This window comes from Stenotrophomonas sp. Ps181, assembly GCF_025697425.1.
In the GTDB taxonomy this organism is placed as follows: Bacteria; Pseudomonadota; Gammaproteobacteria; order Xanthomonadales; family Xanthomonadaceae; genus Stenotrophomonas; species Stenotrophomonas sepilia.
Window position 1 is genome coordinate 241,104 of the sequence record NZ_JAHWBI010000003.1, and the last position, 23,708, is coordinate 264,811.

29 protein-coding genes are annotated in these 23,708 nt (G+C 65.6%); 11 read left to right on the forward strand and 18 right to left on the reverse strand.

Annotation, left to right across the window (positions count from 1 at the left end):
• The first annotated feature begins 142 nt into the window (after window positions 1–142).
• Window positions 143–1,096 (forward strand): alpha/beta hydrolase, encoded by a 954-nt coding sequence (locus tag KXV01_RS08040; RefSeq protein WP_099485454.1) that lies wholly within the window; start codon window positions 143–145, stop codon window positions 1,094–1,096.
• 107 nt (window positions 1,097–1,203) lie between these two features.
• Here KXV01_RS08040 and KXV01_RS08045 read toward each other — a convergent pair whose 3' ends face one another.
• Window positions 1,204–3,852 (reverse strand): excinuclease ABC subunit UvrA, encoded by a 2,649-nt coding sequence (locus KXV01_RS08045; RefSeq protein ID WP_111097099.1) that lies wholly within the window; start codon window positions 3,850–3,852, stop codon window positions 1,204–1,206.
• Window positions 3,853–4,029: 177 nt separating this feature from the next.
• Here KXV01_RS08045 and KXV01_RS08050 point away from each other — a divergent pair, with 177 nt between their 5' ends.
• The 3 genes from KXV01_RS08050 to KXV01_RS08060 all read left to right on the forward strand — a co-directional run bounded on the left by KXV01_RS08050 (window position 4,030) and on the right by KXV01_RS08060 (window position 5,105).
• Window positions 4,030–4,308 carry a hypothetical protein gene (locus KXV01_RS08050; protein WP_049416443.1) on the forward strand — a complete coding sequence of 93 codons (279 nt, stop codon included), beginning with the start codon at window positions 4,030–4,032 and terminating at the stop codon, window positions 4,306–4,308.
• A gap of 123 nt (window positions 4,309–4,431) precedes the next feature.
• Window positions 4,432–4,686, forward strand: coding sequence for a hypothetical protein (locus KXV01_RS08055; protein WP_049416445.1), 255 nt, complete (start codon window positions 4,432–4,434; stop codon window positions 4,684–4,686).
• Complete coding sequence (locus KXV01_RS08060; protein ID WP_019336571.1) at window positions 4,683–5,105, forward strand: low affinity iron permease family protein; 423 nt, start codon at window positions 4,683–4,685, stop codon at window positions 5,103–5,105. The genes KXV01_RS08055 and KXV01_RS08060 overlap by 4 nt, the downstream gene beginning before the upstream one ends.
• A 27-nt stretch (window positions 5,106–5,132) precedes the next feature.
• On the opposite strand, the gene KXV01_RS08065 is transcribed toward KXV01_RS08060, so the two are convergent.
• Window positions 5,133–6,626, reverse strand: a complete 1,494-nt coding sequence (locus KXV01_RS08065) for an FAD-dependent oxidoreductase (protein WP_111207502.1) — start codon at window positions 6,624–6,626, stop codon at window positions 5,133–5,135.
• Between the two features lie 222 nt (window positions 6,627–6,848).
• Between KXV01_RS08065 and KXV01_RS08070 the strand changes: the two genes are divergently transcribed.
• Window positions 6,849–7,079: a hypothetical protein gene (locus KXV01_RS08070; RefSeq protein WP_049441027.1), complete on the forward strand. Its 231-nt coding sequence runs from the start codon at window positions 6,849–6,851 to the stop codon at window positions 7,077–7,079.
• Between the two features lie 9 nt (window positions 7,080–7,088).
• On the opposite strand, the gene KXV01_RS08075 is transcribed toward KXV01_RS08070, so the two are convergent.
• From KXV01_RS08075 to KXV01_RS08085, 3 genes are all read right to left on the reverse strand, one after another.
• Complete coding sequence (locus tag KXV01_RS08075) at window positions 7,089–7,538, reverse strand: BLUF domain-containing protein (RefSeq protein WP_049416458.1); 450 nt, start codon at window positions 7,536–7,538, stop codon at window positions 7,089–7,091.
• Window positions 7,539–7,676: 138 nt separating this feature from the next.
• On the reverse strand, window positions 7,677–10,226 hold the full coding sequence (ligD, locus tag KXV01_RS08080; RefSeq protein WP_263467664.1) for a DNA ligase D: 2,550 nt from the start codon (window positions 10,224–10,226) through the stop codon (window positions 7,677–7,679).
• Window positions 10,227–10,239: 13 nt separating this feature from the next.
• Complete coding sequence (locus KXV01_RS08085) at window positions 10,240–10,416, reverse strand: DUF3606 domain-containing protein (protein WP_065426543.1); 177 nt, start codon at window positions 10,414–10,416, stop codon at window positions 10,240–10,242.
• 248 nt (window positions 10,417–10,664) lie between these two features.
• Between KXV01_RS08085 and KXV01_RS08090 the strand changes: the two genes are divergently transcribed.
• A complete protein-coding gene (locus KXV01_RS08090) occupies window positions 10,665–11,162 on the forward strand; it encodes a ferritin-like domain-containing protein (protein WP_049441022.1) in 498 nt (165 codons plus the stop codon).
• Window positions 11,163–11,201: 39 nt separating this feature from the next.
• On the opposite strand, the gene KXV01_RS08095 is transcribed toward KXV01_RS08090, so the two are convergent.
• The 3 genes from KXV01_RS08095 to KXV01_RS08105 are packed head-to-tail and all read right to left on the reverse strand — an operon-like array spanning window position 11,202 to window position 13,160.
• Window positions 11,202–11,936 (reverse strand): DNA-formamidopyrimidine glycosylase family protein, encoded by a 735-nt coding sequence (locus KXV01_RS08095; protein WP_049441020.1) that lies wholly within the window; start codon window positions 11,934–11,936, stop codon window positions 11,202–11,204.
• Entirely contained in the window at window positions 11,929–12,696 is a 768-nt protein-coding gene (locus tag KXV01_RS08100) for a DUF72 domain-containing protein (protein WP_263467665.1), read from the reverse strand. Before KXV01_RS08100 ends, KXV01_RS08095 begins: the two co-directional genes overlap by 8 nt.
• Window positions 12,693–13,160 carry a BLUF domain-containing protein gene (locus KXV01_RS08105; protein ID WP_049416469.1) on the reverse strand — a complete coding sequence of 156 codons (468 nt, stop codon included), beginning with the start codon at window positions 13,158–13,160 and terminating at the stop codon, window positions 12,693–12,695. Before KXV01_RS08105 ends, KXV01_RS08100 begins: the two co-directional genes overlap by 4 nt.
• Before the next feature lie 303 nt (window positions 13,161–13,463).
• Between KXV01_RS08105 and KXV01_RS08110 the strand changes: the two genes are divergently transcribed.
• Window positions 13,464–13,784 (forward strand): KGG domain-containing protein, encoded by a 321-nt coding sequence (locus tag KXV01_RS08110; protein WP_049416473.1) that lies wholly within the window; start codon window positions 13,464–13,466, stop codon window positions 13,782–13,784.
• Between the two features lie 121 nt (window positions 13,785–13,905).
• On the opposite strand, the gene KXV01_RS08115 is transcribed toward KXV01_RS08110, so the two are convergent.
• The 3 genes from KXV01_RS08115 to KXV01_RS08125 form a co-directional block, all read right to left on the reverse strand.
• Complete coding sequence (locus tag KXV01_RS08115) at window positions 13,906–14,814, reverse strand: manganese catalase family protein (protein ID WP_263467666.1); 909 nt, start codon at window positions 14,812–14,814, stop codon at window positions 13,906–13,908.
• Window positions 14,815–14,853: 39 nt separating this feature from the next.
• A complete protein-coding gene (locus KXV01_RS08120; RefSeq protein WP_049416479.1) occupies window positions 14,854–15,375 on the reverse strand; it encodes a ferritin-like domain-containing protein in 522 nt (173 codons plus the stop codon).
• A 158-nt stretch (window positions 15,376–15,533) separates the two neighbouring features.
• Window positions 15,534–15,773: a hypothetical protein gene (locus KXV01_RS08125; RefSeq protein WP_241898812.1), complete on the reverse strand. Its 240-nt coding sequence runs from the start codon at window positions 15,771–15,773 to the stop codon at window positions 15,534–15,536.
• 307 nt (window positions 15,774–16,080) lie between these two features.
• Between KXV01_RS08125 and KXV01_RS08130 the strand changes: the two genes are divergently transcribed.
• Window positions 16,081–16,473, forward strand: coding sequence for a response regulator (locus KXV01_RS08130; RefSeq protein ID WP_111097390.1), 393 nt, complete (start codon window positions 16,081–16,083; stop codon window positions 16,471–16,473).
• Window positions 16,474–16,488: 15 nt separating this feature from the next.
• On the opposite strand, the gene KXV01_RS08135 is transcribed toward KXV01_RS08130, so the two are convergent.
• From KXV01_RS08135 to KXV01_RS08150, 4 genes are all read right to left on the reverse strand, one after another.
• Window positions 16,489–16,887 carry a BLUF domain-containing protein gene (locus KXV01_RS08135; protein ID WP_164283890.1) on the reverse strand — a complete coding sequence of 133 codons (399 nt, stop codon included), beginning with the start codon at window positions 16,885–16,887 and terminating at the stop codon, window positions 16,489–16,491.
• A 138-nt stretch (window positions 16,888–17,025) separates the two neighbouring features.
• Window positions 17,026–17,454: a BLUF domain-containing protein gene (locus KXV01_RS08140; RefSeq protein WP_049441009.1), complete on the reverse strand. Its 429-nt coding sequence runs from the start codon at window positions 17,452–17,454 to the stop codon at window positions 17,026–17,028.
• 276 nt (window positions 17,455–17,730) lie between these two features.
• Window positions 17,731–18,228: a hypothetical protein gene (locus tag KXV01_RS08145; RefSeq protein WP_049441006.1), complete on the reverse strand. Its 498-nt coding sequence runs from the start codon at window positions 18,226–18,228 to the stop codon at window positions 17,731–17,733.
• Between the two features lie 10 nt (window positions 18,229–18,238).
• On the reverse strand, window positions 18,239–19,402 hold the full coding sequence (locus tag KXV01_RS08150; RefSeq protein WP_111207500.1) for a zinc-dependent alcohol dehydrogenase: 1,164 nt from the start codon (window positions 19,400–19,402) through the stop codon (window positions 18,239–18,241).
• A 148-nt stretch (window positions 19,403–19,550) separates the two neighbouring features.
• Between KXV01_RS08150 and KXV01_RS08155 the strand changes: the two genes are divergently transcribed.
• From KXV01_RS08155 to KXV01_RS08165, 3 genes are all read left to right on the forward strand, one after another.
• Window positions 19,551–19,739 (forward strand): hypothetical protein, encoded by a 189-nt coding sequence (locus KXV01_RS08155; RefSeq protein ID WP_005409707.1) that lies wholly within the window; start codon window positions 19,551–19,553, stop codon window positions 19,737–19,739.
• Between the two features lie 99 nt (window positions 19,740–19,838).
• Entirely contained in the window at window positions 19,839–20,477 is a 639-nt protein-coding gene (locus KXV01_RS08160; RefSeq protein WP_049441003.1) for a DUF6766 family protein, read from the forward strand.
• Window positions 20,478–20,480: 3 nt separating this feature from the next.
• Window positions 20,481–21,032 carry an isochorismatase family cysteine hydrolase gene (locus tag KXV01_RS08165; RefSeq protein ID WP_049441000.1) on the forward strand — a complete coding sequence of 184 codons (552 nt, stop codon included), beginning with the start codon at window positions 20,481–20,483 and terminating at the stop codon, window positions 21,030–21,032.
• A 24-nt stretch (window positions 21,033–21,056) separates the two neighbouring features.
• Here KXV01_RS08165 and KXV01_RS20010 read toward each other — a convergent pair whose 3' ends face one another.
• The 3 genes from KXV01_RS20010 to KXV01_RS08180 form a co-directional block, all read right to left on the reverse strand.
• Window positions 21,057–21,290 (reverse strand): hypothetical protein, encoded by a 234-nt coding sequence (locus KXV01_RS20010; protein ID WP_080354781.1) that lies wholly within the window; start codon window positions 21,288–21,290, stop codon window positions 21,057–21,059.
• Window positions 21,291–21,920: 630 nt separating this feature from the next.
• Entirely contained in the window at window positions 21,921–22,541 is a 621-nt protein-coding gene (locus KXV01_RS08175; RefSeq protein ID WP_263467667.1) for a hypothetical protein, read from the reverse strand.
• A 126-nt stretch (window positions 22,542–22,667) separates the two neighbouring features.
• Window positions 22,668–23,651, reverse strand: a complete 984-nt coding sequence (locus KXV01_RS08180; RefSeq protein ID WP_049411211.1) for a LacI family DNA-binding transcriptional regulator — start codon at window positions 23,649–23,651, stop codon at window positions 22,668–22,670.
• Window positions 23,652–23,708: the final 57 nt, after the last annotated feature.

Consider the following 23,708-nt stretch of genomic DNA (forward strand, 5'->3'; position numbering starts at 1 on the left):
CCTTGTCAACAGGCGATCGCGAGCGATTCGTACGCGCACATCCGTGCAAGACGATCTATCAAGAAATTCGGACAGTTCATCACCCGGACGCCTGATTGCAGGCGCAAAGTACGTCTCACCACCCACCCATGAGAGTTCCCGCATGAACACCTTCGCCCGCTCCCTGGCTATTGCCACCCTCGCCCTCTCGGTCCAGGCCGGCCTGTCCGCGCAGGCCGCCGAACCGGCCAAGCCGGCTCCGGTCACCGCCATCGCGCGCACCGCCAGCTACATCACCACCGCCGATGGCGTGCAGCTGTACTACAAGGACTGGGGCCCGAAAGACGGCCCGGTGGTGACCTTCAGTCACGGCTGGCCGTTGAACTCGGACAGCTGGGAGTCGCAGATGATCTTCCTGGCCAACCACGGCTACCGCGTCATCGCGCATGACCGTCGCGGCCACGGCCGTTCCAGCCAGCCGTGGGACGGCAACGACATGGATCACTACGCCGATGACCTGGCCACGGTGATCAATACGCTGGACCTGCACGATGTGACCTTGGTGGGCTTCTCCACCGGTGGCGGCGAAGTGGCGCGCTACATCGGCCGGCACGGCACTGGACGGGTGAAGAAGGCCGTGCTGATCAGCTCGGTGCCGCCGTTCATGCTGAAGACCGCCGACAACCCGAACGGCCTGCCGATCGAAGTGTTCGATGGCATCCGCAAGGCACAGATGGAGAACCGCGCGCAGCTGTATCGCGACATTCCGTCGGGCCCGTTCTATGGCTTCAACCGCCCGGGCGCGAAGGTGTCGCAGGGGCTGATCGATGCGTGGTGGGCGCAGGGCATGCAGGGCGGCCACAAGAACACCTACGATTCGATCGGCGCGTTCTCGGCCACCGATTTCCGCGCCGACCTGAAGAAGTTCGATGTTCCTACCCTGGTGATCCACGGTGACGACGATCAGATCGTGCCGATCGATATCTCAGGCCGCCAGTCGGCAAAGCTCATCAAGGGCGCAAAGCTGATTGTCTACCCGGGTGCGCCGCACGGCCTGACCGATACCCACAAGGACAGGGTCAACCAGGACCTGCTGACGTTCCTGCAGGAAAAGTGAACCGCCGGGGGCTCCGGCGATGCGCCGGAGCCCGCTTTCTGTTGAAAGGCGCGGCCTGGACGCCGCAAGTCGAGCACAGGAAATCGATAGCCGAGCATGACTCGGCTCTACACAAGCGCCAACTCCCTGGCCAGGAACGGTGCCGTCCTGCTGCCCTTGGCGCGGGCCACCTGATGCGGCGCCCCGGCCGCCACGATGGTGCCGCCCGCGCTGCCTGCACCAGGCCCTACATCAATCACCCAGTCCGCCTGTGCGACAGACCGCATGTCGTGCTCGATCATTACCACTGTGTTGCCTGCGTCCACCAGCCGCTGAAGCTGCACCAGCAACCTGTCCGCGTCTGCTGCATGCAGGCCGGTGGTGGGTTCATCCAGCACGTACAGCGAGCGCCCGCGCTGGCTGCGCTGCAGCTCTGTGGCCAGTTTGATGCGTTGCGCCTCGCCACCTGAAAGTTCCGTGGCTGGCTGGCCCAGCCGCAGGTAGCCCAGGCCGATCTCCTGCAGCAGCTGCAGCGGGCGGGCGATGGCCGCTTCTTCGGCGAAGAACGCATGGGCCTGGTCCACCGTCATCTGCAGGACCTCGGCGATGTTGCGGCCGTTCCACAGCACCTTCAGCGTGGCTTGGTTGTAGCGGGCGCCATGGCAGGTCGGGCATGGCGCATAGACGCTGGGCATGAACAGCAGTTCGACGCTGACGAAGCCCTCGCCTTCGCAGGTCTCGCATCGCCCCTTGGCCACGTTGAATGAAAAGCGGCCCGCGTCGAAACGGCGGCGGCGCGCGTCGGGTGTCGCGGCAAACAGCTTGCGCACATGGTCGAACAGGCCCGTGTAGGTAGCCAGGTTGGAGCGTGGCGTGCGGCCGATGGGCCTCTGGTCTACCTGTACCACGCGCTGGATGGCGTCCACGTCGCCGGCCAGCTGGCCGCGCGTGGCTTCGATCACGGTGGGTCCATCCATGGGCGCGCTGTCGGCGCTGTCATCTACCGTCTCGTGCCCCAGGTGCAGCAGCATCAGCTCGGGCAGCGCCTGCGCCATCAGGCTGGATTTGCCCGATCCGGAAATGCCGGTCACTGCGGTCAGCAACCCCAACGGCACCTGCGCATCCACGCCGTGCAGGTTGTGGCGGTAGATGCCTTTCAGCTCCAGCCAGCTGTTGGCACTGCGCTGCCGGCTGGCCGGCGCAGGCACCCGGTCGAACAGGTACTGCGCCGTGCGCGAATCCTGAACGTCGCGCAGGCCGTCAGGCTCGCCACTGTAGAGAACGCGCCCGCCATGTTCCCCTGCCTGCGGGCCCACATCCACCAGCCACTGCGCGCGGCGCATCAGCTCCAGATCATGTTCAACAACGAACACCGAGTTGCCGCCGTCGCGCAGCCGTTCCAGTGCGTCGTACAGCGCCTGGCTGTCGGCCGGATGCAGGCCGGCCGAGGGTTCGTCGAGCACGTACAGCACGCCGAACAGCAACGCGCTGAGCTGCGTGGCCAGGCGCAGGCGCTGCAGCTCGCCGGCCGACAGCGTGGGCGTGGCGCGATCCAGCGAGAGATAGCCCAGGCCGAGCCCGCGAAGTTGTCGTACCCGCGCCATGACCCCGGCCGCCAGCCGTTGTGCCGCCAGGCGTTTTTCCTCTGACAGGGCCGAGGTCAGGCGCACGTCGGGGGCGCCCTCGTGGGTCGCGCGGCCACTTGCTGCCCGCTTGGCGCGATCACGGGGCGTTGCACGCCTGCTGGTACGCGCGCCGTGGCTGTGTGCACTGAAGTTGCCCTGCGCGATGGGCTCGAGCAACGCTGCCAGCTGATCCAGCGGCAGCCGCATGAACTCGCCGATGTCCACGCCGGCGAAGGTGACCGAAAGCGCTTCCGGCTTCAGGCGCTTTCCGTGGCAGGCGGGGCACAGCCGGCCCTCCATGTAGCGGGAAACACGCTTGCGCATCAGCGCGCTCTGGGTGTTGGCGAAGGTGTGCAGCACGTAGCGGCGTGCCCCGGTGTACGTGCCCATGTAGCTGGGCTCCAGCTTGCGCTTGAGCGCGGCGCGGGTCTCGGCGGGCGTGAAGCCGGCATAGACCGGCACGGTCGGGGTTTCCTCGGTGAACAGGATCCAGTCCCGGTCCTTCTTCGGCAGCTTCTTCCATGGCACATCGATGTCATAGCCCAGCGTGACCAGGATGTCGCGCAGGTTCTGGCCATGCCAGGCCGGTGGCCAGGAGGCGATGGCGCGCTCGCGGATGCTCAGCGATGGGTCCGGCACCATCAGCGCTTCGGTCACTTCATAGACGTGCCCCAGACCGTGGCAGGTGCTGCAGGCACCCTGCGGAGTGTTGGGCGAGAAGTCTTCGGCGTACAGCATGGGCTGGTGGGCCGGGTACGCGCCTGCACGCGAATACATCATGCGCACCAGGCTGGACAGCGTGGTCACGCTGCCCACCGATGAACGTGCATTGCTGGCACCGCGCTGCTGCTGCAGGGCGACCGCCGGCGGCAGGCCGTCGATGGCGTCCACGTCCGGCACGCCCGCCTGGTCGATCAGGCGGCGCGCATACGGTGCGACGGATTCGAAGTAGCGCCGCTGCGCCTCGGCGAAGACCGTGCCGAAGGCCAACGAGGACTTGCCGGACCCCGATACGCCGGAGAACACCACCAGCGCATTGCGTGGAATGGAGACATCGACATTCTTCAGGTTGTGCTCGCGCGCACCGCGGACCTCGATGCAGCCGCTGGCTGCGGCAGCACATGACGACTCGCCAAAGGGGGTGTTGGACATCTCAGCATTCCTGCATTCGGTGGGCGGATCGCGCATGGTGCGCCCGAGCGGCCATTGTCGCCGGTGCGGAGTGAATGGCGCGAGGGCGCCGGAGGCGGGATGCTGTCTTCACCTCCCCTTCGTACGGCGTTGCCCAGCCACGCGCTAGCGTGGAGAGCCCACACACCGGAGGCTGCCATGCACCCCGACGTACTCGGCTGGGCCGCCACGGCGGTACTGATGGCAACCTTGATCCGGCAGATGGTTAAGCAGTGGCAGTCGTCCAACCCGGAAGCCGTGTCCAGGTGGCTGTTCGCAGGCCAGATGACTGCATCTGCGCTGTTCACGGTCTACAGCGCGATGCTCGGCAGCGTGGTCTTCGTGGTGACCAATGCAATGCTGCTGTTGACGGCGGTCGTGGGCCAGGTGCTGGCGTGGCGTCGCCGTGGCCGCCCCCGGGGGCCCCCACCCTGCTGATTGTTAACGCGCGTTGCCTGAAGGATTGACGCCACGTTGCCCCGCCCTTGATGGGGCCGCTCACAGCGCATTCCTATGCTGGGCCCGCCACCTGCGAGGTGGTGATCAACCTGGAGATGTACCATGCAACGCGACCAGAAAGACCTTCCCCATCCGGACACGGAGGCGCAGCGCCCCGAGCCTGTCAGTCCGCTGCAGGCAAAGCTGCACAACCACCGCAATCATGACGAAGCGCTGCAGGAAACCTTCCCCGCCAGCGACCCGATCTCTCCCTTCGTCGCTGCACCCACGCCGGACGAGCAGGCCAAGCGCCTTGGGGAGCGGGTCAGGCTGCCAGACCGCCGAACGGATGAGGAGGCCGGCGGAGGTGACCAGTGATCCGGCGCGGTTTCGCCCGTGTCGCGGCCGCGACGGCGCGATTGTCCGGCAGCCTGGGGGCATTCGTCGCAGCGCTGGGGGTGATCATCACCTGGGCTGCCAGCGGGCCGGCCTTCCACTTCAATGACACGTGGCAGCTGGTGGTGAATACGGGAACGACCATCGTGACCTTCCTGATGGTGTTCCTGATCCAGCATACGCAGAACGCCGATACCGCAGCGCTGCACATCAAACTGGATGAACTGATCCGTGTCAGCAAGGACGCAAACCAGGAGCTGTTGAACCTCGAGTCGATGGAGCCGGCCCACCTTGAAGAGATACGCCAGCGTTACGAGGCACTGGCGAAGACCGCTGCAGACATCAAGTCCAAGAAGGAGCGCTGCATGCCCTGCGATGCGGACGCGGCCGCCGAAGCCTGAGGTCGCTGTTCCGGCGGCTGCCTGCGCCTATAACTGTTCTGGTGTGAGGCCCTGCCTGGCAGGGCCTTCCAGCAGCGCTCCGGTGGCGGAAAAGCGGCTGCCGTGGCAAGGGCAATCCCATGTGCGCTCATGGCCATTCCATTGAACAACGCACTTCAGGTGCGGGCAGAGCGCCGACATCGTGTGCAGGCGTCCTCCCTCGTCGCGGTAGACCGCAGTCCGCTTTCCATCGACGTCCAGCAATGCGCCGCAGCCACGGGCCAGCTCGGTGGGTGAGTGCGACGGCGCAGCAGCAAGGCGATCTCCCACCATGTGCCGCGCAACCGTGCCATTGGTACGGGCCCAGCCGGCCGCCGAGCGCACCGGTGTGAAGCGCATGGGGCTGAGCAGCTGCTCGATCTCGCTGGTCGTGCCGATGATTCCCTCGGTGATCGCACGCGCGGCCACGCCCGCCCAGGTCAAGCCGTCTGGCCCATAGCCGGTGGCCAGCCACACATTGTCGTGCGCGCTGCTGCCGATGTAGGGCAGCTGGTCGGCTGCACGGAACTGCTGCGCGGACCAGCACAGCGGTTCGCCCTGCACGGTGAAATTGCGATGCGCGTCGGCCACCAGATGCTGGGCTGGATCCATGGGCGGCGTTTCGCCGGTGCGGTGGGTCTCGCCGACCAGCACCAGCCAGTCACGGCCGTCAGTGCCGCGCACCCCGCGCAGCGAGCGGTGCCGATCGGCGATCCAATGAATGCCTGCCGCGGGCGGCGTGGCAACCGGTACCGCCACGCCGTATTCGCGGTAGACCTCCATCTCGGCCTGCACCAGGTTGAAACCGGCTGGCGAATGGGTGGCCAGCACGAAGTGCCTGGCGTGGATGCGGGCTCCGTCGGCCGTCGCAACCCCGGCGGATGCCTCGATGCTGTTGATCCGGGTCCAGTCGTGGATGCGCACCCGGCCCGCCAGATGTCGCGCCAGCTCAATGCAGAACGCCGCCGGATCCAATTGCGCCTGCTCGGCAACGCGGAAGGCGTGGCCCAATGCGAACGGCAGCCCGGACTGGTGGTGTTCGCATTGCAGGCCGACGCGCTGATAGGCCTGCAGCTCACGCTCGAATCGCGCAGTGACCTCACGGGTGCGCTCCTGCATGCCGTACTGCATGGCCACGCGTTCGAAGCCACAGCGCAGATCGTAGCGGTGAACCAGTGTTTCGATGGACCGCAGCGCCTGCTGCCGCCACTGCACGATGCGACGGGCCGTGTCACCGCCCCAACGCGCGATCAGGTCTGCCAGCCGGGAAACCGGCGCGTAAAGATTGCCCGTGGACATCACCGTATTGCGCCCGCCGATGGGCCCCGCATCGACCACCAGCACATCCAGGCCGCTATCGGCCAGGCGGGCCGCTGTCAGCAGGCCGGTCATGCCAGCACCAACCACCAGCACGTCCGCCTGCGTGGTTCCGGCAAGTGGGCGGAAGCTGTTCGATTCGGCATCACGGGACCAGAGGCTGGCGCGCGGTAACGGGTCGGCCATGAATACACCCTTGCAGAGTCAGCTGGAAGCCTTCCCTGATACGCCGTTGGGGGTGAAACAGCAGTGGTGCGTCAGTGCAGAAAATGCTCACACGCGTAGCAGCAGCGATGCCGATCAAGGGCGGGTGAACATCGCGTAGGCGATACGCCTGCGCCCGCTGTGCGGGCGACGACGCCTCCCTTGCAGTGCGGTCGCTAGCGTGCCTGGAAGGAGGAACCCGCTGTGAGCACGCCCCTGGAGATCGACCTGATGATCGCGCAGCTGGAGGAAATGCTGCCGGAATGGGCGGCGTTCTACCCCGAGCCGCAGTTCATCCAAATGCTCGCCGAGGCGCTGGACTTCATTGCTGCCAGTGCCGACTCCGATGCCCGGATGTATTGCGTGATGCGCACCGGGCACCTCAACGTGTGCAGCGGAGAGATCCCGTGGGCGGCGCGCCATGGAGGTGGTTAAGCCAGTACGTCAGGCCGCGATGGCATAGGGTTCGACCAGCCTGGCCAGGATATCCATCGCCGTCTCAGCGTCGGCCTGGCCGTCGCTGTGCTGCACAAACCCCAGCCAGTCTGCGCAGGCCAGGCGTCTCAACGCCGCCGGCTGCGTCGGGAGCCAGCGCATCGGCCAGAACGGGAGACGCCGGTTGCCTACCCTGCCGCGCTGCAACTCGATCAGTCCCGTGTGGCTGGTAGCACCGAGCACCCGTGAGTACGCCACGCTCAAGCCGTCCTCGGGCCCCTCCAGGTACTGCAGGAAGCGGGCGCCGTCGAACAGTAGGACACCGGTGACGCCGGCATTCCGGTTGAAGCGGGCGGCGTCGTCCACCAGTTCGTCCAGCTTCACGCTGCCCAGACCCAGCGGGTCACCCGCAACGGCTGGGGCCGCTTCACTCACGTATGCGACTGCCCTGATCGGCATTGGCTGCTCCTGTAGCGAATCCCCCCAGATCCCGTGTCGAGAGCATAGGCCAACCGCGCCGCCGGTATGTTCCGACGCTGTGTATTTTGTGGATCAGTTGGGTTCGGACAGACAGACGGTACGCAGAGCGCGCCCGGGCTACCCGTCTGCCTGCGCCCATCGCGCAAGATTCTGTTTCACTTTGTCGATGCCGGCCCACGGGTCCCTGCGGCGCCGTTTGAGCTTTGCTGGCACATCCCTGATCGTGAACGCGTCGGCGCGCTTGAGTTTGGACAGATCCCCCCATGCAATCGGCAGCGCCACCGGTGCCCCCGGCCTGGCCCGCAACGAGTAGGATGCGACCGCCGTTGCTCCGCGCCCGTTTCGCAGATAGTCAACGAAGATCCGCTTGTTGCGCAGGCTTTTGGTGGCTGTTGCCAGGAACCGCTGCGGCTCGGATTGCGCCAGGGCTTCGGCGAAACCCTTCGCAAAGCGCTTGGTCAGATCCCAATCGCATCCCGGATTGAGCGGCACGACCACGTGCAGGCCCTTGCCGCCGGATACACGCAGGAATGACTCCAGCTCCAGCTGCGCCAGCAGTTTGCGGATGTCGGTGGCCGCTTTCTTGACCTCGGCAAAGGGCACGTCCGGTCCTGGATCCAGATCGAACACCACCCGGTCGGCCAGCTCGGGCGCTTCGGCGTGGCTGCCCCACGGATGGAATTCCAATGCGTTGAACTGCACCAGTTCGAGCAGGCTGGCCGGGTCGCGCACGACCAGGTAATGGGCATTGATGCCGCTTTCTTCCTTCAGCCTTGCCGCGTCGACCAGTTCCAGTCCGGCCGTATGGTGTTTCTGGAAGAAGCAGGGTTTTGCGGTGCCACTGGGGCATCGGATGATCGACAGCGGGCGATCAATCACCTCGGGCAGGAGATGATCCATCACTGCCGTGTAGTAATCCCATACGTCCTGCTTGGTGTAACCGTCGCCGGGAAACAGGATCTTGCCCGGAGACGACAGCGACGGCGGCACGCGATCCGCCACCGGTGCCTTCCTGGTCCTGCGCGCAGGTCGCGAGGGTGCCGGTGCGCGCGCCGCCGCCGGGGACGTTCCAGCGCGATCGGAATCGGCAAGGTCGGCGATATCCTTGTCGGCCCGCACCGCCTTCAGCGACGCCTGGCGCAACAGCTTCTGCCCGCCGATCCCGCGATAGAAGACCTCGACCACGAAACGCGGTTCGAACCAGGTCGCAGCGCGCAGGTCGGTGTCCTGTGTGGGCACGTAGGCGGTCGGCTTGCGGCCGCCACCGCCCTTGATGCGCTTGCTGATGTCGCCGATCAGTTCGTCCGAGAACCCAGAGCCGACGCGGCCGGCGTAGAGCCAGCCATGCTTCGCATCCGGCCGGGCCAGCAGCAGCGAGCCGAAGCCCGTGCGGCTGCCTTTGGGTGCGGTATATCCGACCACCGCGAACTCGTCGCTGGCCAGTTGCTTGGTCTTGCGCCAATCCTCGCTGCGGCCGCTGTGGTAGCTGCGGTCGGCGCGCTTGGAGATGATGCCCTCGAAATGCTGCTCGCCGGCCACGCGATAGGCTTCATCGCCATCGCCTTGCACATGCGAACTGAACGCCAATGGGCTGCCCTGCCCTTCCAGCACGGACTGCAACAGGGCCTTGCGCTCCAGCAAGGGCGCATCAGCGACATCCACACCATCAAGATGCAGCAGATCGAACAGTGCATACGTCAGCACGCCTTGGCGCTCGCCGGAGAGCGTGGCCTGCAGCAGGTTGAAGTCCTCCTTGGTGCCGGCGCCGGCGATGAGCTCGCCGTCCAGTGCGGCTGAAGTCAGGCCCAGCGCCGCCACCGCGTCACGTATCTCGGGGATCTTGCCGGTCCACTCCAGTGCATTCCTGGACCAGAGCTGCACATTGCCCTCGGCGACCGTGGCAAGGATGCGGTACCCGTCCCATTTGATCTCATGGACCCACTGCTCGCCCTGGGGCGGCGCGTCTCCCAGCTTGGCCAACTGCGGTTCGAATGGACCGGACGGCGCTGCGCCCTTTCTTGCCCTGCTGAGCGCCAGGGCCTTCTTCGCCCAGTTCTTTGGCCGGGTGCGCCTGGCAGGTACTGTGGCGAGCCTCTTCTTTGCAGTCTTGCCGGCACCCGACCGCTTCAGATCCTCCGGAGGGGGTTCAGCGACATCCGCCAGCAGATCGTCCGCCTCGATATCGCCGGCAAATTCGTCGTCGTCCTTGAACAGCAGCCACTGGGGCTGGCGCGCCGGCTTCCCGGAGCGGACCAGATGCCATCCGCCCTTCAGTTTGGCGCCGAACAGCTCGAAGCGCAGATGACCCTTGGCAAGCTGTGCTTCCGGGTCGCCCTGCGTGGCCCATACACCGTGGTCGAACTGGGCAACATGGCCACCGCCGTACTGGCCCTTGGGGATCTCGCCTTCGAAGGTCGCGTAGTCGACAGGATGATCCTCCACCTCCACCGCCATGCGCTTGACCTTCGGGTCGTAACTGGGCCCTTTGGGCACGGCCCAGCTCTTCAGCGCGTCCCCGACCTGCAGGCGGAAGTCGTAGTGCCTGCGGCTGGCATGGTGCAACTGCACCACGAAGATGGCGCGTTGGCCTTTTGGTAGCGCCTTGCCCGGCTCGGGCTCCTGGGTCTGGTCAAAACGACGCTTGCGGCGGTACTCGACCAGGGACATGGGCAACTCCGCGCTATTTTCCCAGATGCTTGCGGACCGCAACGGCGGTGGGGCCGACCGCCGCGACAGCGGCACGAAGTTCTGCGGCGGACACGCCCAGCGTCGCGGTCCAGTACTGCAGCTCGTAATCTTCATTGACGTTGATACGATCCCGGTCCGGGCTGCCGGTGTTCTTCTTGTCATCGCTCATGGGAGTCTCCACGGGTGATCGGGCGTGAAGTGACCGTACCGGCCGGTGCATGGGTACGAAGCGATGCCATTGTGAAGCCATGGCGAAGACCTGGATGCATCGGCGGCAACAGATGCCGACAGATTCCGCATCGTGAAGACAGCGCGCAGAGTTCGGGTGGACGTTCCCATGCCGCCTTCACCTGGCCCCTGCCCGATCGCAACCGGGCAGGACCTACGCTGCGCACTCCACTCACTGCGGAGCCCAGTATGGCTATCAAGACGGCGGAAGACCTGTTCATCCACGAACTCTCGGACATCTACAGCGCCGAGAAGCAGCTGACCAAGGCCCTCCCACGCCTGGCCCGTGCGGCCGAGAACCCGGACCTGGCCATGGCGTTTGAGACGCACCTGGAAGAAACCCAGGGCCAGATCGAGCGCATCGACCAGGTGGTGGAGATCCTGGGCATTCGCCTGAAGCGCATCAAATGTGCGGCGATGGAGGGCCTGGTGGAAGAAGGCAAGGAAGTGATCGACAGCATCGACAAGGGACCGGTGCGGGATGCGGCCCTGATCGGCGGCGCGCAGAAGGTCGAGCACTACGAGATTGCGTCCTACGGCACCATCGCCGCGCTGGCCAAGCAGCTGGGCTACAAGGACGCCCTGCCGCTGCTGCTGGAGACGCTGGAGGAAGAGAAGGCCACCGACGAGAAGCTGACCCTGCTGGCCAAGGGCGGCGGCAACGCCAAGGCTGCACAGGCCGCCTGATCGGCGCGCCGCGGAACCCGGCTGCCACGGACGGCAGCCTCAGGTCCCGTACAGTACCTGATCATTGGGACAGAAGAACGTGCGTCGCCGCGTCGTCCCCAGATAGAGCTTGCTGATCGGGCCACCACACAGGGGACAGACCTTTTTCGTGTGCACCTGCCAATGCTTCTTCAGCTCGAAGCGGCGCTTCCACTCCAGGAAATCGAAGCTGTAGGCGCGAGCCTGCTCGATCAAGGCGGTAAGCCTGCGTGGCGGCAGGTCGCCCAGCCGGGAGGCGGGATGCACGCCTATCCGGAACAGCACCTCGTTCTTGATGATGTTGCCCACGCCGGCGAAGACGGTCTGGTCCAGGAGCGCATCACAGACCATGACGTCCGGCAGGGCCTTCAGCTTGCGCCGGGCCAGCTTCGGATCCCAGGCATCGTTCATCACGTCCGCGCGCCAATCGTAGACATCGTCCAACGGCTCATCGATCAGCCGCACGGAGCACGCATAGAAGTTCAGCTCGCCATTGTCGAACATCAGGGATACACGCGGCGGGGTTGGCTTCCTTTCATCGATGCGCCAGCTGCCGAACATCATCAGATGGATGCGTAGCGTGTGGCGGCTGAACTCCAGCAGGAAGTGCTTGCCCCAACTGCGGACCGCCTTGACCCTGCGGCCCTGCAGCGGTGACAGGTCGATGCGGCTGTTACCGGACACGGTGCGGACCACGTGCCCCTTGAAATGGCTTGCGGCTTCGCGCAACAGCACGATGGAAGGGCCTTCAGGCATGTGCGTTCTCCGACAGCAGCGCCTGCAGGCGCAGGGCGTTGCGGGTGGCATGGCCCAGTGCGGTATTGTCCAGTACGAACCAGGCGGGTCGTTGCGCGTCGGATTCGCGCCGCAGCCGTTCCGCGAGCCCGGCCAGGGCCTGTTCACTGTACGTACTGCGATAGATCTGCGGTTGGCCGTGCCAGCGCCAGTAGCTCCACGTGCGGTCACCGCCGGGGATCGCTGCCGCCGGCACACGTGCCGGATCCGCGGCGACCCGTGCAACGCCATGCGCGCTCAACAGCGCATCGACCTCCGGCGTGAACCAACTCGGGTTGCGCGGCTCGCACGCCAGGTCGGCTCGCGTGCGTGCGCGCAGGCCCCGCAGGAAGGTTTCGGTCGTGATCGTGTCGTACACCAGGCTGGGCGGCAACTGCAGCAGCAACGGACCGAGCTTTCCGCCCAGCGCCAGCACGCCTTCAAGGAACTGTTCGAGCGGTTGCATTGCATCGCGCAGCCGACGCTCATGGCTGATCTCGCGCGGGAGTTTCACCGCGAACCGGAAGCCCTCCGGAACGCTCGCGGCCCATCGCGCGTAAGTCCTGGGCTGGTGCGGTCGATAGAAGGACGAGTTGATCTCCACCATCGACAGGCGTGTGGCATAGCGCTGCAGCAGGCTTTCGCCCGCGCCGAACGCTTCCTGATCCGCCCGCGGCAGCGACCATCCCGCACAACCGACGCGTGGTGGGACGGGCGCAACCGGGGCGGCTGTGTCCTTCATCGTGCCAGCTGCCCGTCCAGTTCCGTGATGCTGGCCGCAGCTGCCTCCGTGTGCGACTGCGAGACCGATAGCAGTCGATCCAGGGCACTGGTGCCCGACTGCAGCGCCGACGCGCTGCGCACGAAGCCGGTCCAGTCGGAGATGGCGATCTTTCCGAGCGCCAGCTCGTCCACCCGCACGCTGCGCATCCGCCAGTGCGGAAACTGTCGACGCCCCACCCTGCCCCGGTTCAGCTCGACGATTCCACTGTGGCTGCTGGCGGCCAGAACGCGCGTGTAAGCGGCCTTGATTCCTGCCTCCGGGCCTTCCAGGTACTGCAGGAAGCGCGAGCCATCGAACAGCAGTGTGCCGGTGACATCGACGGATTCGTTGAACTGCACCGCCTCCGCCACAAGCTGCTGCAGCCGTTGTTCCGTCAGGTTGCGGGAGGCTTCACTTACGTAGGCAATTGCTCGAAAAGGCATGGCACCACCGGTTGTTGCAGACCGCTCTACCTTAGCCACACGGATCGTACGCGCGGTGAGATCGGTGTGGAGGCTGCGTCGAACTGTGGCGTAGCCCTTCCGCATCGCGTTGACGCGCGGTTGGGTTGTGGAAGACGTGCCTGCCGATGCGCACACGCGTTCACCATGGTTCGTGGAGGCAGGATGAGGAATCGCGGGCTTCCGGATGACGCCACGTTGGCAGGCATGCCACCGCCGTCTAGCGTCGGATCTGGAAGATGGTCGCTGCCGCCAATCGGGCGGCTGAACCCAAGGAGACTTTCCATGGCCAACCAGAACCAGAACCAGGGCAACAGCAACCGCGGTTTCGCTTCGATGGACGAGGACAAGCAGCGCGAGATCGCCGCCAAGGGTGGACGTGCCGCGCACGAGTCAGGCAACGCCCATGAATTCAGCTCGGAAGAAGCACGCGAAGCCGGCCGCAAGGGCGGCGAAGCAGTGAGCCAGGACCGCCAGCACATGGCCGACATCGGCCGCGAAGGCGGCCAGAACAGCCGCGGTGGTGGCAACCAGGGCGGCAACCAGGGAGGCGGGCAGCAACAGCAGCAGCGCGGTGGCAACAACCGCGGTGGCCAGCAGCGCTGATCGGCGTTGAAACCCGATGTACCCCTTCGTGGGCGGACGTGATGTCCGCCCACTTTCCTGCGCCCTGGGTTTGCTCACGGGCGTTTCAACTGGGGTGCCGCAGGCGGGCGCCCCAGGTTTTTCATGGCTCGCGTTGTGGCAGGTCCAGTGCGCCTGCACCCGGGCCAGCCCCCAGCTCTGCCCCGGTGGTCGGCCGCGCTTCCGGGTCGGAGAGCGTGCGCAGGGTCATGGCCTGCACCGCGGCCTGTTCGCGTGGATCCAGGTCCACCGTGCCGCTGCCGTCGCCACCGTCCACCGCAGCCTGTGCCTCGCGGTCGCTGACCCGCTCCCAGAGCTCGCCGCTGTTCCAGCTGCCCTGCAGGTCGTCGGCGCCGTCGCCCTGCGACATGTCCATGTACAGATCGGTGAACGCGGGATCCCCCGGCAGCTTGCCCGGTGGGAAGTTGGGCTGGATGCTGTGCAGCGCCTTCTCGAACGACTTCATGTGCGCGATCTCGCGGGTCATCAGGAAGCGCAGCGCATCCTTGATGCCCGGGTCGTCGGTGACGTTGATCAGGCGCTCATACACCAGCTTGGCGCGCGCTTCGGCCGCAATGTTCGAGCGCAGGTCGGCGCTGGGGTCACCAATCGAGTCGATGTAGGCGGCTGTCCACGGCACCCCGCTGGAATTGACCAGCGCCGGGCCGCCGCCGTACAGGATCTGTTCGGTGTGGCTGGTGCTGTTCTGGCCCAGCAGCCGCATGTCCTCGGCCTCGGCAAGCCCTTCGGACTGGATCGCCTTGGGCCCGCGGTTGAGCATGGCGATGATGGTGCCGATGATCTCCAGGTGGCTGATCTCCTCGGTGGCGATGTCCATCAACAGGTCCTTGCGCCCGGGATCGCATTCGCCAAGTCCCTGGGTGAAGTAGCGCATCGCAGCGGCCAACTCGCCCTGCGGGCCGCCGAACTGCTCAAGCATGAGGCTGGCGAGCTGCGGATTGGATTCGCGAACACGCACGGTGTACATGAGTTTCTTGTGATGAAAGAACATGAGGATTTCTCCAGTGGCTGGCGTGGGCTGGCTTCGCGGTCAACGCTTGGCCTGGGCGCCAGGCGTTTCGTCACGGTTGAGGAACGCGCCGACCAGGCCGTCCTGGTGGTCCTCCAGCCAGCGCGCCATGGCAACCTCTTCCTGCAGGATCTGGCCACACACCGCCGCAATGTCGGGCGCGCCAGCGCGCTCGGCAGCGATCACCAGCGCCCGGTACGTGGCGATCTCGGTGTTCTCGAAGCCGAACGAAAGGCCCACGCTCTTGACCACCTCATCTTCCATCAGGGTGTTGCCAGCGGCGTGGATGGCGGCGGTCATGCTGGCGAACAATCCCTTTGCGGTGGGCACACTTCCTCCCAGCGCCTCGATGCACTGCCGCAGGGAAGCGGCCTGCCCCTGTGTCTCCTGGACGTGCTGGCCGATCCGGGCAGCAAGCTGGGGGTAGTTCTCGATCCGCGAAGCCATGGCCTTCATCATGGTCTCCGCTTCCTGCTCCATGGCGTAGGCATCCTGCAGCCATTTCAGCAGGCGTTCGCGTCGGGTGTCGTTGTGGTCTGCCATCTCGATCTCCGGTCTGGGGCGACATGCCTCCGGAGAACATGGTGGAGCGCTGGCAATCACCGCCTTGTCGGGCGGTGTGAACCGCTGGAGGTGGCCGCTGCACGCCGCCCTGATGCAGCGATAACATGCACGGACCGCGGGCTGGCTCCGTTACGCGATCAGGGCACCGGGCTGGACAGTGCCGCGCCGCCGGCTCGACCTTGCAGGCTGCCACCCGACGCGCGCGGAGCGTCCGTTGCCACCAGCGCCTGTACCACACGATGTTGCATGCGATGAGCGCCGCCCTCCACGCCCACGACATACACGAAGCGCCCATCGAACTTGGCGTGCGCGCCCTCCAGGAGATCGTCGGCCTGCAGCGCCCGCTTGAGCGACTTCATCCACGTGCGTTCAGGCATGCGGTCCAGTTCCACTACGATGGCAGTGCCACCGCAGTCCAGCGGCATGCACTCCAGACGCAGGACGCGTGGAGAAGCAGAATCGGTTCCGGATAGCGGCATGAGAGAAGCTCCGATGCGGGGGACGGCGGCAGTATCCATGGCACGTGCCAAGGCGCCGTCAACGAGCTCCATCCGGCCCTGCAAGCCGCCTCGACGGTGCTGGATGCGCGCTTCACGGGCTTCGCGCCGGGCTGACAACCCGCACGCACCATATTGATGCTGCACAGCACAGACTGGCGCTCCCGAAGCAATACAGGCTGCACACATGCAATCCGGAATGAGCCAGCGCAGATGCAACCTGCTGCTGGTGGAAGACCAGCTCGACCTGGCAGCACTGATGGAACATGCACTTGAGGACGCCGGCGACCAGGTGACGCACGCGTACAGCGTGTTCGACGCGCTGGGACTGCTGGACACCCAGCGATTCGACGGCGCCGTGCTGGATGTCGAGCTTCGCGACGGCGTGGTGTTCCCAGTCGCGGATCGCCTGGCGGAACTCGGCATCCCCTACCTGTTCGTCTCCGCGGTCTATGACCAGCTGGTGCCGCAGCGCCACCGCCGCGCCGCCTTCGTGGCCAAACCATTCCACGTCGGTCAGTTGCAGGACACTGTGCGGCGCGTGGTGGGCGACGCCTGCGCACCCTCTTCCGCACACTGACCCCAGCCACAGCGGTCAACCCAGGTGCGGGGCCACCACCAGGCGCAGCTGGCGCAGCGCACCACCACGGGACAGCCCATCCCAGTTGCCATGCGCCACATCCCGGATATCAGAGCCCTGTACCCACAGCAGCCGCATTGACCAGTAGGGAAAGAACCGGCCGGAAACCCTGCCGCGGCCCAGTTCGATCAGCTCGCAATGGCTGCGGGCACTGAGAATGCGGCTGTACACCACGTTGATGCTGTCTTCCGGTCCCTCGATGTACTGGAGGAAGCGGAGCCCGTCATAAAGAAGTACACCCGTCACGCCGGCTTCGAAGTTGAAGCGGGTGGCGGCCCTGGCGAGGTCGTCCACATGGTCCATGGAAAGCCCCGGTATCGCCTCACTTGCGTAGGCGATCGCGCGGAGGGGCACATTCGTTCCTTCTGGCGCAGGAGGTTTCCTGCATGGCAATGATCGCTGCCCCGTTGTAGGCGGGGATGAGGGCCTTCAGGCGCTGAGGCACCGCCCCGTCCCCTCGGCTGCACACTGCGCTAACACCGGTCCCGGACTTCAAGCGGCGTTCGCGTAGGGCTCAACGATTGCGAGCAGCTTCTCCATCGCTTCGGCTTCGTTCTGGCTCGTTACCGCCCGCTGGATGAAACGGCTCCAGTCAGCAAGGGCGATCCTCTGCAGCTCGCCCACGCTGACCGACAGGCAGCGCATCGGCCAGAACGGCAATCGCCGCTGCCCGACGCGGCCACGCCCGAGCTCGGTCAGTTCGGTGTGGCTGCGGGCGCCGCTCACGCGGGAGAAGGCAACATCCAGCCCGTCGGCGGGGCCTTCCATGTATTGCAGGAAGCGCTGTCCGTCAAACAACAGGACGCCGGTCACGCCCGCCGATCGGTTGAAGCGGGCCGCATCTTCCATAAGCGCAGCCAGGCATTCCGGGGTGAACCCGGGGACAGCCTGGCTGACATAGACAATCGCGCTGTTCGGCATCGGCCGCTCCTACTCTCCCAGCCGATGAATCTAAGGTCGGCAGCGTTCACGCGCCGTAAACGCGCACAGTGAACAGGTCACACAGTGCTCGATGAACCTTGATTTCATGGGCTCGGGCTGGATCCGGGAGTGCTGACGCCCCCGCGCCTGCTGCGATGCGACGGAATGCCCGGCCTGCAATGAAAATGGGTCATGGACGTAGGCGCCCTGCGGTCACATCACTGTCTTGGCGATGTGGCGGCCACATGAATACCCGGCGCAGTGTTCCTCACGCGGTCACCGCTGGCGATGTTCCCTGGCAAGCACGCACTGGCGCAGCTCCCACAGCCATGGCAACACCACCAGGCCAAGCGCCGGCAGCAATACGAACCACCAGAGCGCCGGTGCTGCCGGGGCCACACTGACTGCCCATCGAGGTTCGGCCTGCCACGCCACCCAGCCCAGCAGGACCCAAGGAGCGGCGTCGAGCACACTGTGCACGTGCTGCTCGGCCGGGCTGATGCGTCGCCGCCCGTCCGCGCTGACGGTGTCGAAGTAGCCGGCGATTGCGTGGGCGATGACCAGGACCGCCAGCAGCGTGATGAGCGACCAGGTGCTTTCCAGCACGAGCCATGCCAGCACGCCGCTGCCGATGAGCAGCAGCTGCAGCCCATGCAGCAGGCTCTCGCGCATCGCGGACGTGTGCGGCAGGTCGGTACGCCGGTGGAAGTGGAAGTCCAGCGCACCGGCGGACAGCCAGACTGCGTAGACACAGGCCATGACAATCCCGCTCATGACGGCCTGCTCAGGGCGTCAATACGATCTTGCGGCAGTCGTCGTCCTTGGCATCGAACATCGCATAACCTTGCGCTGCGTCGGCCAGGCGCATCCGGTGCGAGATGATGTCCCCAGGATCCAGCTTTCCTTCCATGATGGCGTCGAGCAGTTCCGGCATCAGTCCCTGCACGTGGGTCTGCCCCATCTTGAATGTCAGGCCCTTGTCGAACGCATCTCCCAGCAGGAACCCGTGGATGAAACCGGCATAGACACCGGGAATGCTGATCACGCCGCCGCGGCGGGCGGCTGCGATGCACTGACGGATGGCCACGCCGCTGCTGCCTTCCAGTTTCACGGCGGTCAGCGCTGACTCCAGCGCACTGCCCTCGGCCTCGAAACCGACGGCCTCGATGCAGGCATCCACGCCGCGCCCACTGGTCTGGGTCAGGATGTAGTCGGCCGGGTCTTCGATCTCCTTGAAGTCGATCGTTGTCACACCGTAGGCACGACGCGCGTAGTCCAGGCGGTAGCGAAGATGGTCGACCATGAAGATGGTCTCCGCTCCCAGCAGCCGGCAGCAGGCCGCGCTCATCAGCCCAACCGGGCCGGCACCGAAGATCGCCACTGTCGAGCCCGGCTTGACCCCTGCGTTCAGCGCGGCCTGATAGCCGGTGGGCAGGATGTCCGACAGGAACAGAACCTGTTCGTCAGCCACGCCTTCCGGAATGCGCAGCGGCCCCACATTCGCCTTGGGCACGCGCACGAATTCGGCCTGTCCGCCTGCCACGCCGCCATACAGATGGCTGTATCCGAACAACGCCGCCGGAGGCAGAAGGCCCTTCTGGTTCAGCGCAGCGCCCTTGCCCGGGTTGGTGGTCTCGCAGGCGGCATACTCGGCCAGCCGGCAGTGGAAGCACTCGCCACAAGCGATCACGAAAGGAATCACCACGCGATCGCCCGGCCTCACCTGGGTTACGCCGCTGCCGACCTCTTCCACCACGCCCATGAATTCGTGGCCCAGCACATCGCCGTCGTGCAGATCGGGAATCTTGCCCCTGTACAGGTGCAGGTCCGACCCACAGATGGCGGTGGCGGTCACCCTCAGGATCAGGTCGTCCTCAGCTGCCAGCACCGGGTCCGGCACGGTCTCGACGCGCACATCCTTGCGGCCGTGATAGGTCAATGCCTGCATCGTGCTTCTCCAGAAGATCGGAACGCCAGCATCGCAGGGCCTCCCTCCTGCTTCGGTGACATCCGGGTGTGCGCAGCGTTCATTCCGCGGCGCCATTGCGTTAACCCGGCCCGGGCCACGCTGCGAATACCCGCCACAGGAGCCCACCATGAACGACAAGCTGCCTTTCAATCCAACAACAGACGTGGATGATCAGTCGAAGGCGCACACGCCGGACAAGCGGCGCAATGATCGAGCGAAGTGGAAGGAGCACGACATGCCTGACGACGGCGATGGCCCCAAGGCCGTCCCCGAGGACTACGAACGACCTGATCCCGATCCCACGGGCAAGCGTTGAGTCCGCCTCACATTCTGGATGCGCCGGATTCACAAGCCATGGGCCGCTGCCGGCGCAAGCTGCGCGCATGGTTCCTGGTCAGCCTGAACGAGGTGTTGCATGTGGAGACGCAACGGTCTCTCGCTGGTACTGCTTGCACTCACTGTCGTGTTCATTGTCGGGCAGGCGGTCGCGGGACATCACGTGCACAATCAGGAGTTGATACAGCACGGGCGCGCCCCGATCGACCTTTGGCACTACCTGGCGACCGGCCACTTTGTCAGTGCAACGTTCGAGAACTGGGAAAGCGAATTCCTGCAGATGGGGATGTACGTCCTCCTGACGGTGAGCCTGCGTCAACGCGGCTCGGCCGAATCCCGGCCCTTGGATCCCGCACAGGAACAGAATCGCGTCGAGCCGGGACCTGCGCCGTGGCCGGTTCGCCGCGGTGGCGCATGGAAGGCGGTATACAGCCACTCGCTTGCGATCGCCTTCGGCCTGTTGTTCCTGCTCAGCTTTACGCTGCATGCAATGGGCAGCTGGCGCGCCGAGCAGGCCGAGCAGCAGTTGCAGGGGCTGCCGGCGCCGGGTTTCCTGGAGCATCTGGGCAGCAGCACGTTCTGGTTCGAATCGATGCAGAACTGGCAGAGCGAATTCCTTGCCGTGCTGTCGCTGGTCGTGCTTACGATCTTCCTGCGGCAGAAGGACTCACCGCAATCCAAGCCGGTCGAGGCCCCGCACGCGCAGACAGGAGATTGAACGATGGCGGATGACCCATCACCGGCCTTGCTGATCATCGACATGTTCAGTCGCTTCGACTTCCCGGGGGCGCAGGCGCTGGTACCGGCCGCGGAGCGGGCGGCCAGACAGATCCGGCGCTTGAGAGACCACTTCGATGACCACGGATGGCCGGTCATCTATGCCAATGACAATTTCTCGGACTGGAAGCGTGACTTCCGCCAACAGGTCGAACAGTGCCGCCGGGACGGGGGGCCAGCCGGGCGGATAGCCGAGCTGCTCTCCCCCTTGCCCGATCACTACTTCGTGCTCAAGCCCAAGCACTCGGCGTTCCTCGCCACCCCGCTGCCGGTTCTGCTGGCCAAGCTGGGCGTGCGGCGTCTTTGGCTCACCGGGATGACGGCCGATTCCTGTGTTCTGGCAACCGCGTTGGATGCCAACGCCAGGGAATTCGACGTAGTGTTGGCACGGGAGGCCGTGGCGGGGATGCCGGCGCAGAAACAGCGCGCAATGGCGCTGCTCGCCGATTCCGGCGCCGCCCGCGTCGCACGGCTTGCCTCTCTTGTGCCGGCATGACCGCCGGATGGCGTTGCATCCGGTTCACGCCCGGTCTGCGATACCCTTTACACCGGCATGACCGGCGCAATGTGCGCAGCAGAAGATACGGCCGTTTCCCTCGACACCGTGTCCGATGATGGCGCAGTCGCAGTGCGCGCAACGCGGTGCGAATGCGTGGATAGCGCACTCAAACGAATCGAACGTACCGCTGCGTCCGCCCTGCTGGAGGGTGAAGCTCTTGTCATAATCGTTGCCGCAGACATCACAGGTGGCCATGCTGCACCCCGTGCCGTGGAAGGAACGCGCAGTGTGGCGTGCGCGGATGTCGGCAGCCGTGAATGCACCGTGTCGCAGGCGTGCAGAACGCCCGCGCGGGGTGGGCTGCATGGTGCGGAATGCCGGGCTGGACTGGTGTTTCATCCTGCTTTGCCGGGCTCGGCACGGCCACCAGGCGAGGCGGCGCGATTACAGGGGAACGACGTACGCAGCGCTTCGACAACCAGGGCAGACGCATCCTGCCGCAGTCGCCCGCGGGGCAGCTGCCGGAGATGGGAAGACACCTGAGACCAGTTCATGCGGAAGGATCCGGCCCTGCCCACACCACTGCCCGCGGCTGGCATCGGCAACGCCCAGTATGTAGCTGCTGGCCCGGGCGCTGGACAGCCCCCGGCAGTGTTCGCCATCGCAGAACCCATCAGCGCCTTTGCCCTGCAGCAGCGTGATGAGCTCCGCCCCACTGACAAGCCAGGTGCGTTCCGGTTGCGTTGTGCCTGCCACGGCGGGTCCCACCAGGGCGCCGAGGCCCAGTGTCAGGAGCCAACGCATGCGGCGGTGCGCGCGGCGGGCGTGATGTCCTTTCATATCAGGGTCCTGGCTGTCGTTTTTCCGGATTCCACGCGGCGCCGGTCAGAGTTGATCAAGCTGGTTGCGTGGTTGAAACGCCGGGTCGTCCTCAGCGTCCAGCATGGCATCCACCAAGGTGTCGAAGGGCGCGGCAGCGGTATCCAGGTCCGTGGAAGAAAGGAATCCGGTTTGCCCCTGGCCGGCCAGGGCAATCGCGGCAACGGTCTCGCGCTCACCTTCCTCTGCCCAGAGATAGTCGTGGACCAGTGCCACCCCGTGGTCGCCCGCCTTCAGGAAATCGGCCGCGCCCCGTGCCACAGTCAGAAACGCGATGAGATCGTAGAGGCTTTCCGAATACGTCAGCGATCCCGCAACAAAGTGCGTACCAGTGCGGTCATAGGCGGCAACCTGGATGTTCTCGGCCTGCGCGGATGCAAGGAAGGCCTTCAATGCGGCGCGATTGTCGGGGTAGCGGGCCAGCAGGGCCTGGCAGTCTACGAGCAGTTCATCCAACGCCTCGTCGCTTGAAGACGCCAGGCATTCACCGTTGCCCAAGCGCCACGGCCCGGCGATGCATCGCCAGTCGGACCATCGGGATGGCGAAGGCAGGGGCGCCGCCAGCCATCTGGAGAGATCTTCGTGGCGCAACTGCAGGCGCAACAGCGCTGAATAAGGCTCTGACAAGGCGATGATCCATCGGGTCTGCGTGTCCAGATGGCTTTTAGCAGACAACGCGCGACCCGCCAACACCCCAGTGCCAGCCTCATGGACTGCGCCTGCGACTGCTACTGCCGCAGGCGCGGCGCCGGACTATCGCGCAGCCGTTGACCCTCTCACCACGCACCTTCCCGTCATCACCAGTCTGCGTACCGGCAGCTCCGGCATGCGCAGGCGCTCCAGCAACAGCGACATCGCAGCTCGCCCCATATCTTCAACCGGCTGCTCGACCACGGTAACCCCGGGTTCGACCAGTTCGGTCCATCGCTCATTGTCGAACCCTGCCAGCGCCAGCTCTCCTGGAATCGCAAGCCCAGCGCTGCGGGCCGCTTTCAATGCGCCCATGAGCAGCAGGCTGTTGCTGGTGACCAGCGCTTCGGGACGCGAAGGGCTGGTCAACCACTGCTCGACCGTTGCGATGGCGGCCTCGGCCGTGGGCTCGACCTCGCGGAAGTCGGGCTCCCAGCCGTGCCTGCGCATCGCAGCGCGATAGCCATCGCGGCGCTCGGACGCCGTGGTACTGGTGCTGCCGAACAGGCCACCGATGCGGCGATAACCGCGCTCGGCCAGGTGCTCGACCAGGCCTGACATCGCCGCTGCGTTGTCGAGGACCACGCTGTCGATCGTGCCACCCGGTGCGGCACGGTCGACCAGCACCGTCGGATAATCCAGCCTCAACCGGTTCAACCGCCCCACCGTGGTCCGGGTGGGCGCAAAGATCAACCCACTGATGCGCTCCTCATGCATCAACTGCAGGTACAGTGCTTCGCGCTCGGGGTCCTCATCGGTGTTGCAGAGGGTGACGCGAAGGCCTTCCCGGTACGCGACTTCCTCCACGGCGCGGATCAGCGCGGTGAAGAACGGGTTGCGGATATCCGCCACGATCAGGCCGATGATGCCGGTGTGCCGGGCGCGCAGGCGTCTGGCCTGCAGGTTGGGGTGGTACCCGGTCTGGCGGATCGCCGCCTCCACCCGGCCGCGCACGGCCTCGCTGACCGGGCCTCCGCCGAGCACGCGCGACACCGTGGACTTGGATACCCCCGCCACGCGTGCGACGTCGTTGATGCTGATGCTCACTGGTAACGTTCCCGCAATTGAGCGCTGTTCATGGCCGGATGGCCGTTCAGGCCCATG

Excerpts from the sequence above, each read along its gene's own strand:
- KXV01_RS20010 (WP_080354781.1), bottom strand. The coding sequence starts at position 21,290 with ATGGCCACCTGTGATGTCTGCGGCAACGATTATGACAAGAGCTTCACC.
- ligD (WP_263467664.1), bottom strand. The coding sequence starts at position 10,226 with ATGTCCCTGGTCGAGTACCGCCGCAAGCGTCGTTTTGACCAGACCCAG.
- KXV01_RS08040 (WP_099485454.1), top strand. The coding sequence starts at position 143 with ATGAACACCTTCGCCCGCTCCCTGGCTATTGCCACCCTCGCCCTCTCG.
- KXV01_RS08145 (WP_049441006.1), bottom strand. The coding sequence starts at position 18,228 with ATGAGCGGGATTGTCATGGCCTGTGTCTACGCAGTCTGGCTGTCCGCC.
- KXV01_RS08140 (WP_049441009.1), bottom strand. The coding sequence starts at position 17,454 with ATGCCGAACAGCGCGATTGTCTATGTCAGCCAGGCTGTCCCCGGGTTC.
- KXV01_RS08100 (WP_263467665.1), bottom strand. The coding sequence starts at position 12,696 with ATGAAGGACACAGCCGCCCCGGTTGCGCCCGTCCCACCACGCGTCGGT.
- KXV01_RS08125 (WP_241898812.1), bottom strand. The coding sequence starts at position 15,773 with ATGCCTGAACGCACGTGGATGAAGTCGCTCAAGCGGGCGCTGCAGGCC.
- KXV01_RS08095 (WP_049441020.1), bottom strand. The coding sequence starts at position 11,936 with ATGCCTGAAGGCCCTTCCATCGTGCTGTTGCGCGAAGCCGCAAGCCAT.
- KXV01_RS08115 (WP_263467666.1), bottom strand. The coding sequence starts at position 14,814 with ATGTTCTTTCATCACAAGAAACTCATGTACACCGTGCGTGTTCGCGAA.
- KXV01_RS08050 (WP_049416443.1), top strand. The coding sequence starts at position 4,030 with ATGCACCCCGACGTACTCGGCTGGGCCGCCACGGCGGTACTGATGGCA.
- KXV01_RS08045 (WP_111097099.1), bottom strand. The coding sequence starts at position 3,852 with ATGTCCAACACCCCCTTTGGCGAGTCGTCATGTGCTGCCGCAGCCAGC.
- KXV01_RS08155 (WP_005409707.1), top strand. The coding sequence starts at position 19,551 with ATGAACGACAAGCTGCCTTTCAATCCAACAACAGACGTGGATGATCAG.
- KXV01_RS08065 (WP_111207502.1), bottom strand. The coding sequence starts at position 6,626 with ATGGCCGACCCGTTACCGCGCGCCAGCCTCTGGTCCCGTGATGCCGAA.
- KXV01_RS08165 (WP_049441000.1), top strand. The coding sequence starts at position 20,481 with ATGGCGGATGACCCATCACCGGCCTTGCTGATCATCGACATGTTCAGT.
- KXV01_RS08090 (WP_049441022.1), top strand. The coding sequence starts at position 10,665 with ATGGCTATCAAGACGGCGGAAGACCTGTTCATCCACGAACTCTCGGAC.
- KXV01_RS08120 (WP_049416479.1), bottom strand. The coding sequence starts at position 15,375 with ATGGCAGACCACAACGACACCCGACGCGAACGCCTGCTGAAATGGCTG.
- KXV01_RS08130 (WP_111097390.1), top strand. The coding sequence starts at position 16,081 with ATGCAATCCGGAATGAGCCAGCGCAGATGCAACCTGCTGCTGGTGGAA.
- KXV01_RS08085 (WP_065426543.1), bottom strand. The coding sequence starts at position 10,416 with ATGAGCGATGACAAGAAGAACACCGGCAGCCCGGACCGGGATCGTATC.
- KXV01_RS08075 (WP_049416458.1), bottom strand. The coding sequence starts at position 7,538 with ATGCCGATCAGGGCAGTCGCATACGTGAGTGAAGCGGCCCCAGCCGTT.
- KXV01_RS08110 (WP_049416473.1), top strand. The coding sequence starts at position 13,464 with ATGGCCAACCAGAACCAGAACCAGGGCAACAGCAACCGCGGTTTCGCT.
- KXV01_RS08160 (WP_049441003.1), top strand. The coding sequence starts at position 19,839 with ATGTGGAGACGCAACGGTCTCTCGCTGGTACTGCTTGCACTCACTGTC.
- KXV01_RS08055 (WP_049416445.1), top strand. The coding sequence starts at position 4,432 with ATGCAACGCGACCAGAAAGACCTTCCCCATCCGGACACGGAGGCGCAG.
- KXV01_RS08150 (WP_111207500.1), bottom strand. The coding sequence starts at position 19,402 with ATGCAGGCATTGACCTATCACGGCCGCAAGGATGTGCGCGTCGAGACC.
- KXV01_RS08105 (WP_049416469.1), bottom strand. The coding sequence starts at position 13,160 with ATGCCTTTTCGAGCAATTGCCTACGTAAGTGAAGCCTCCCGCAACCTG.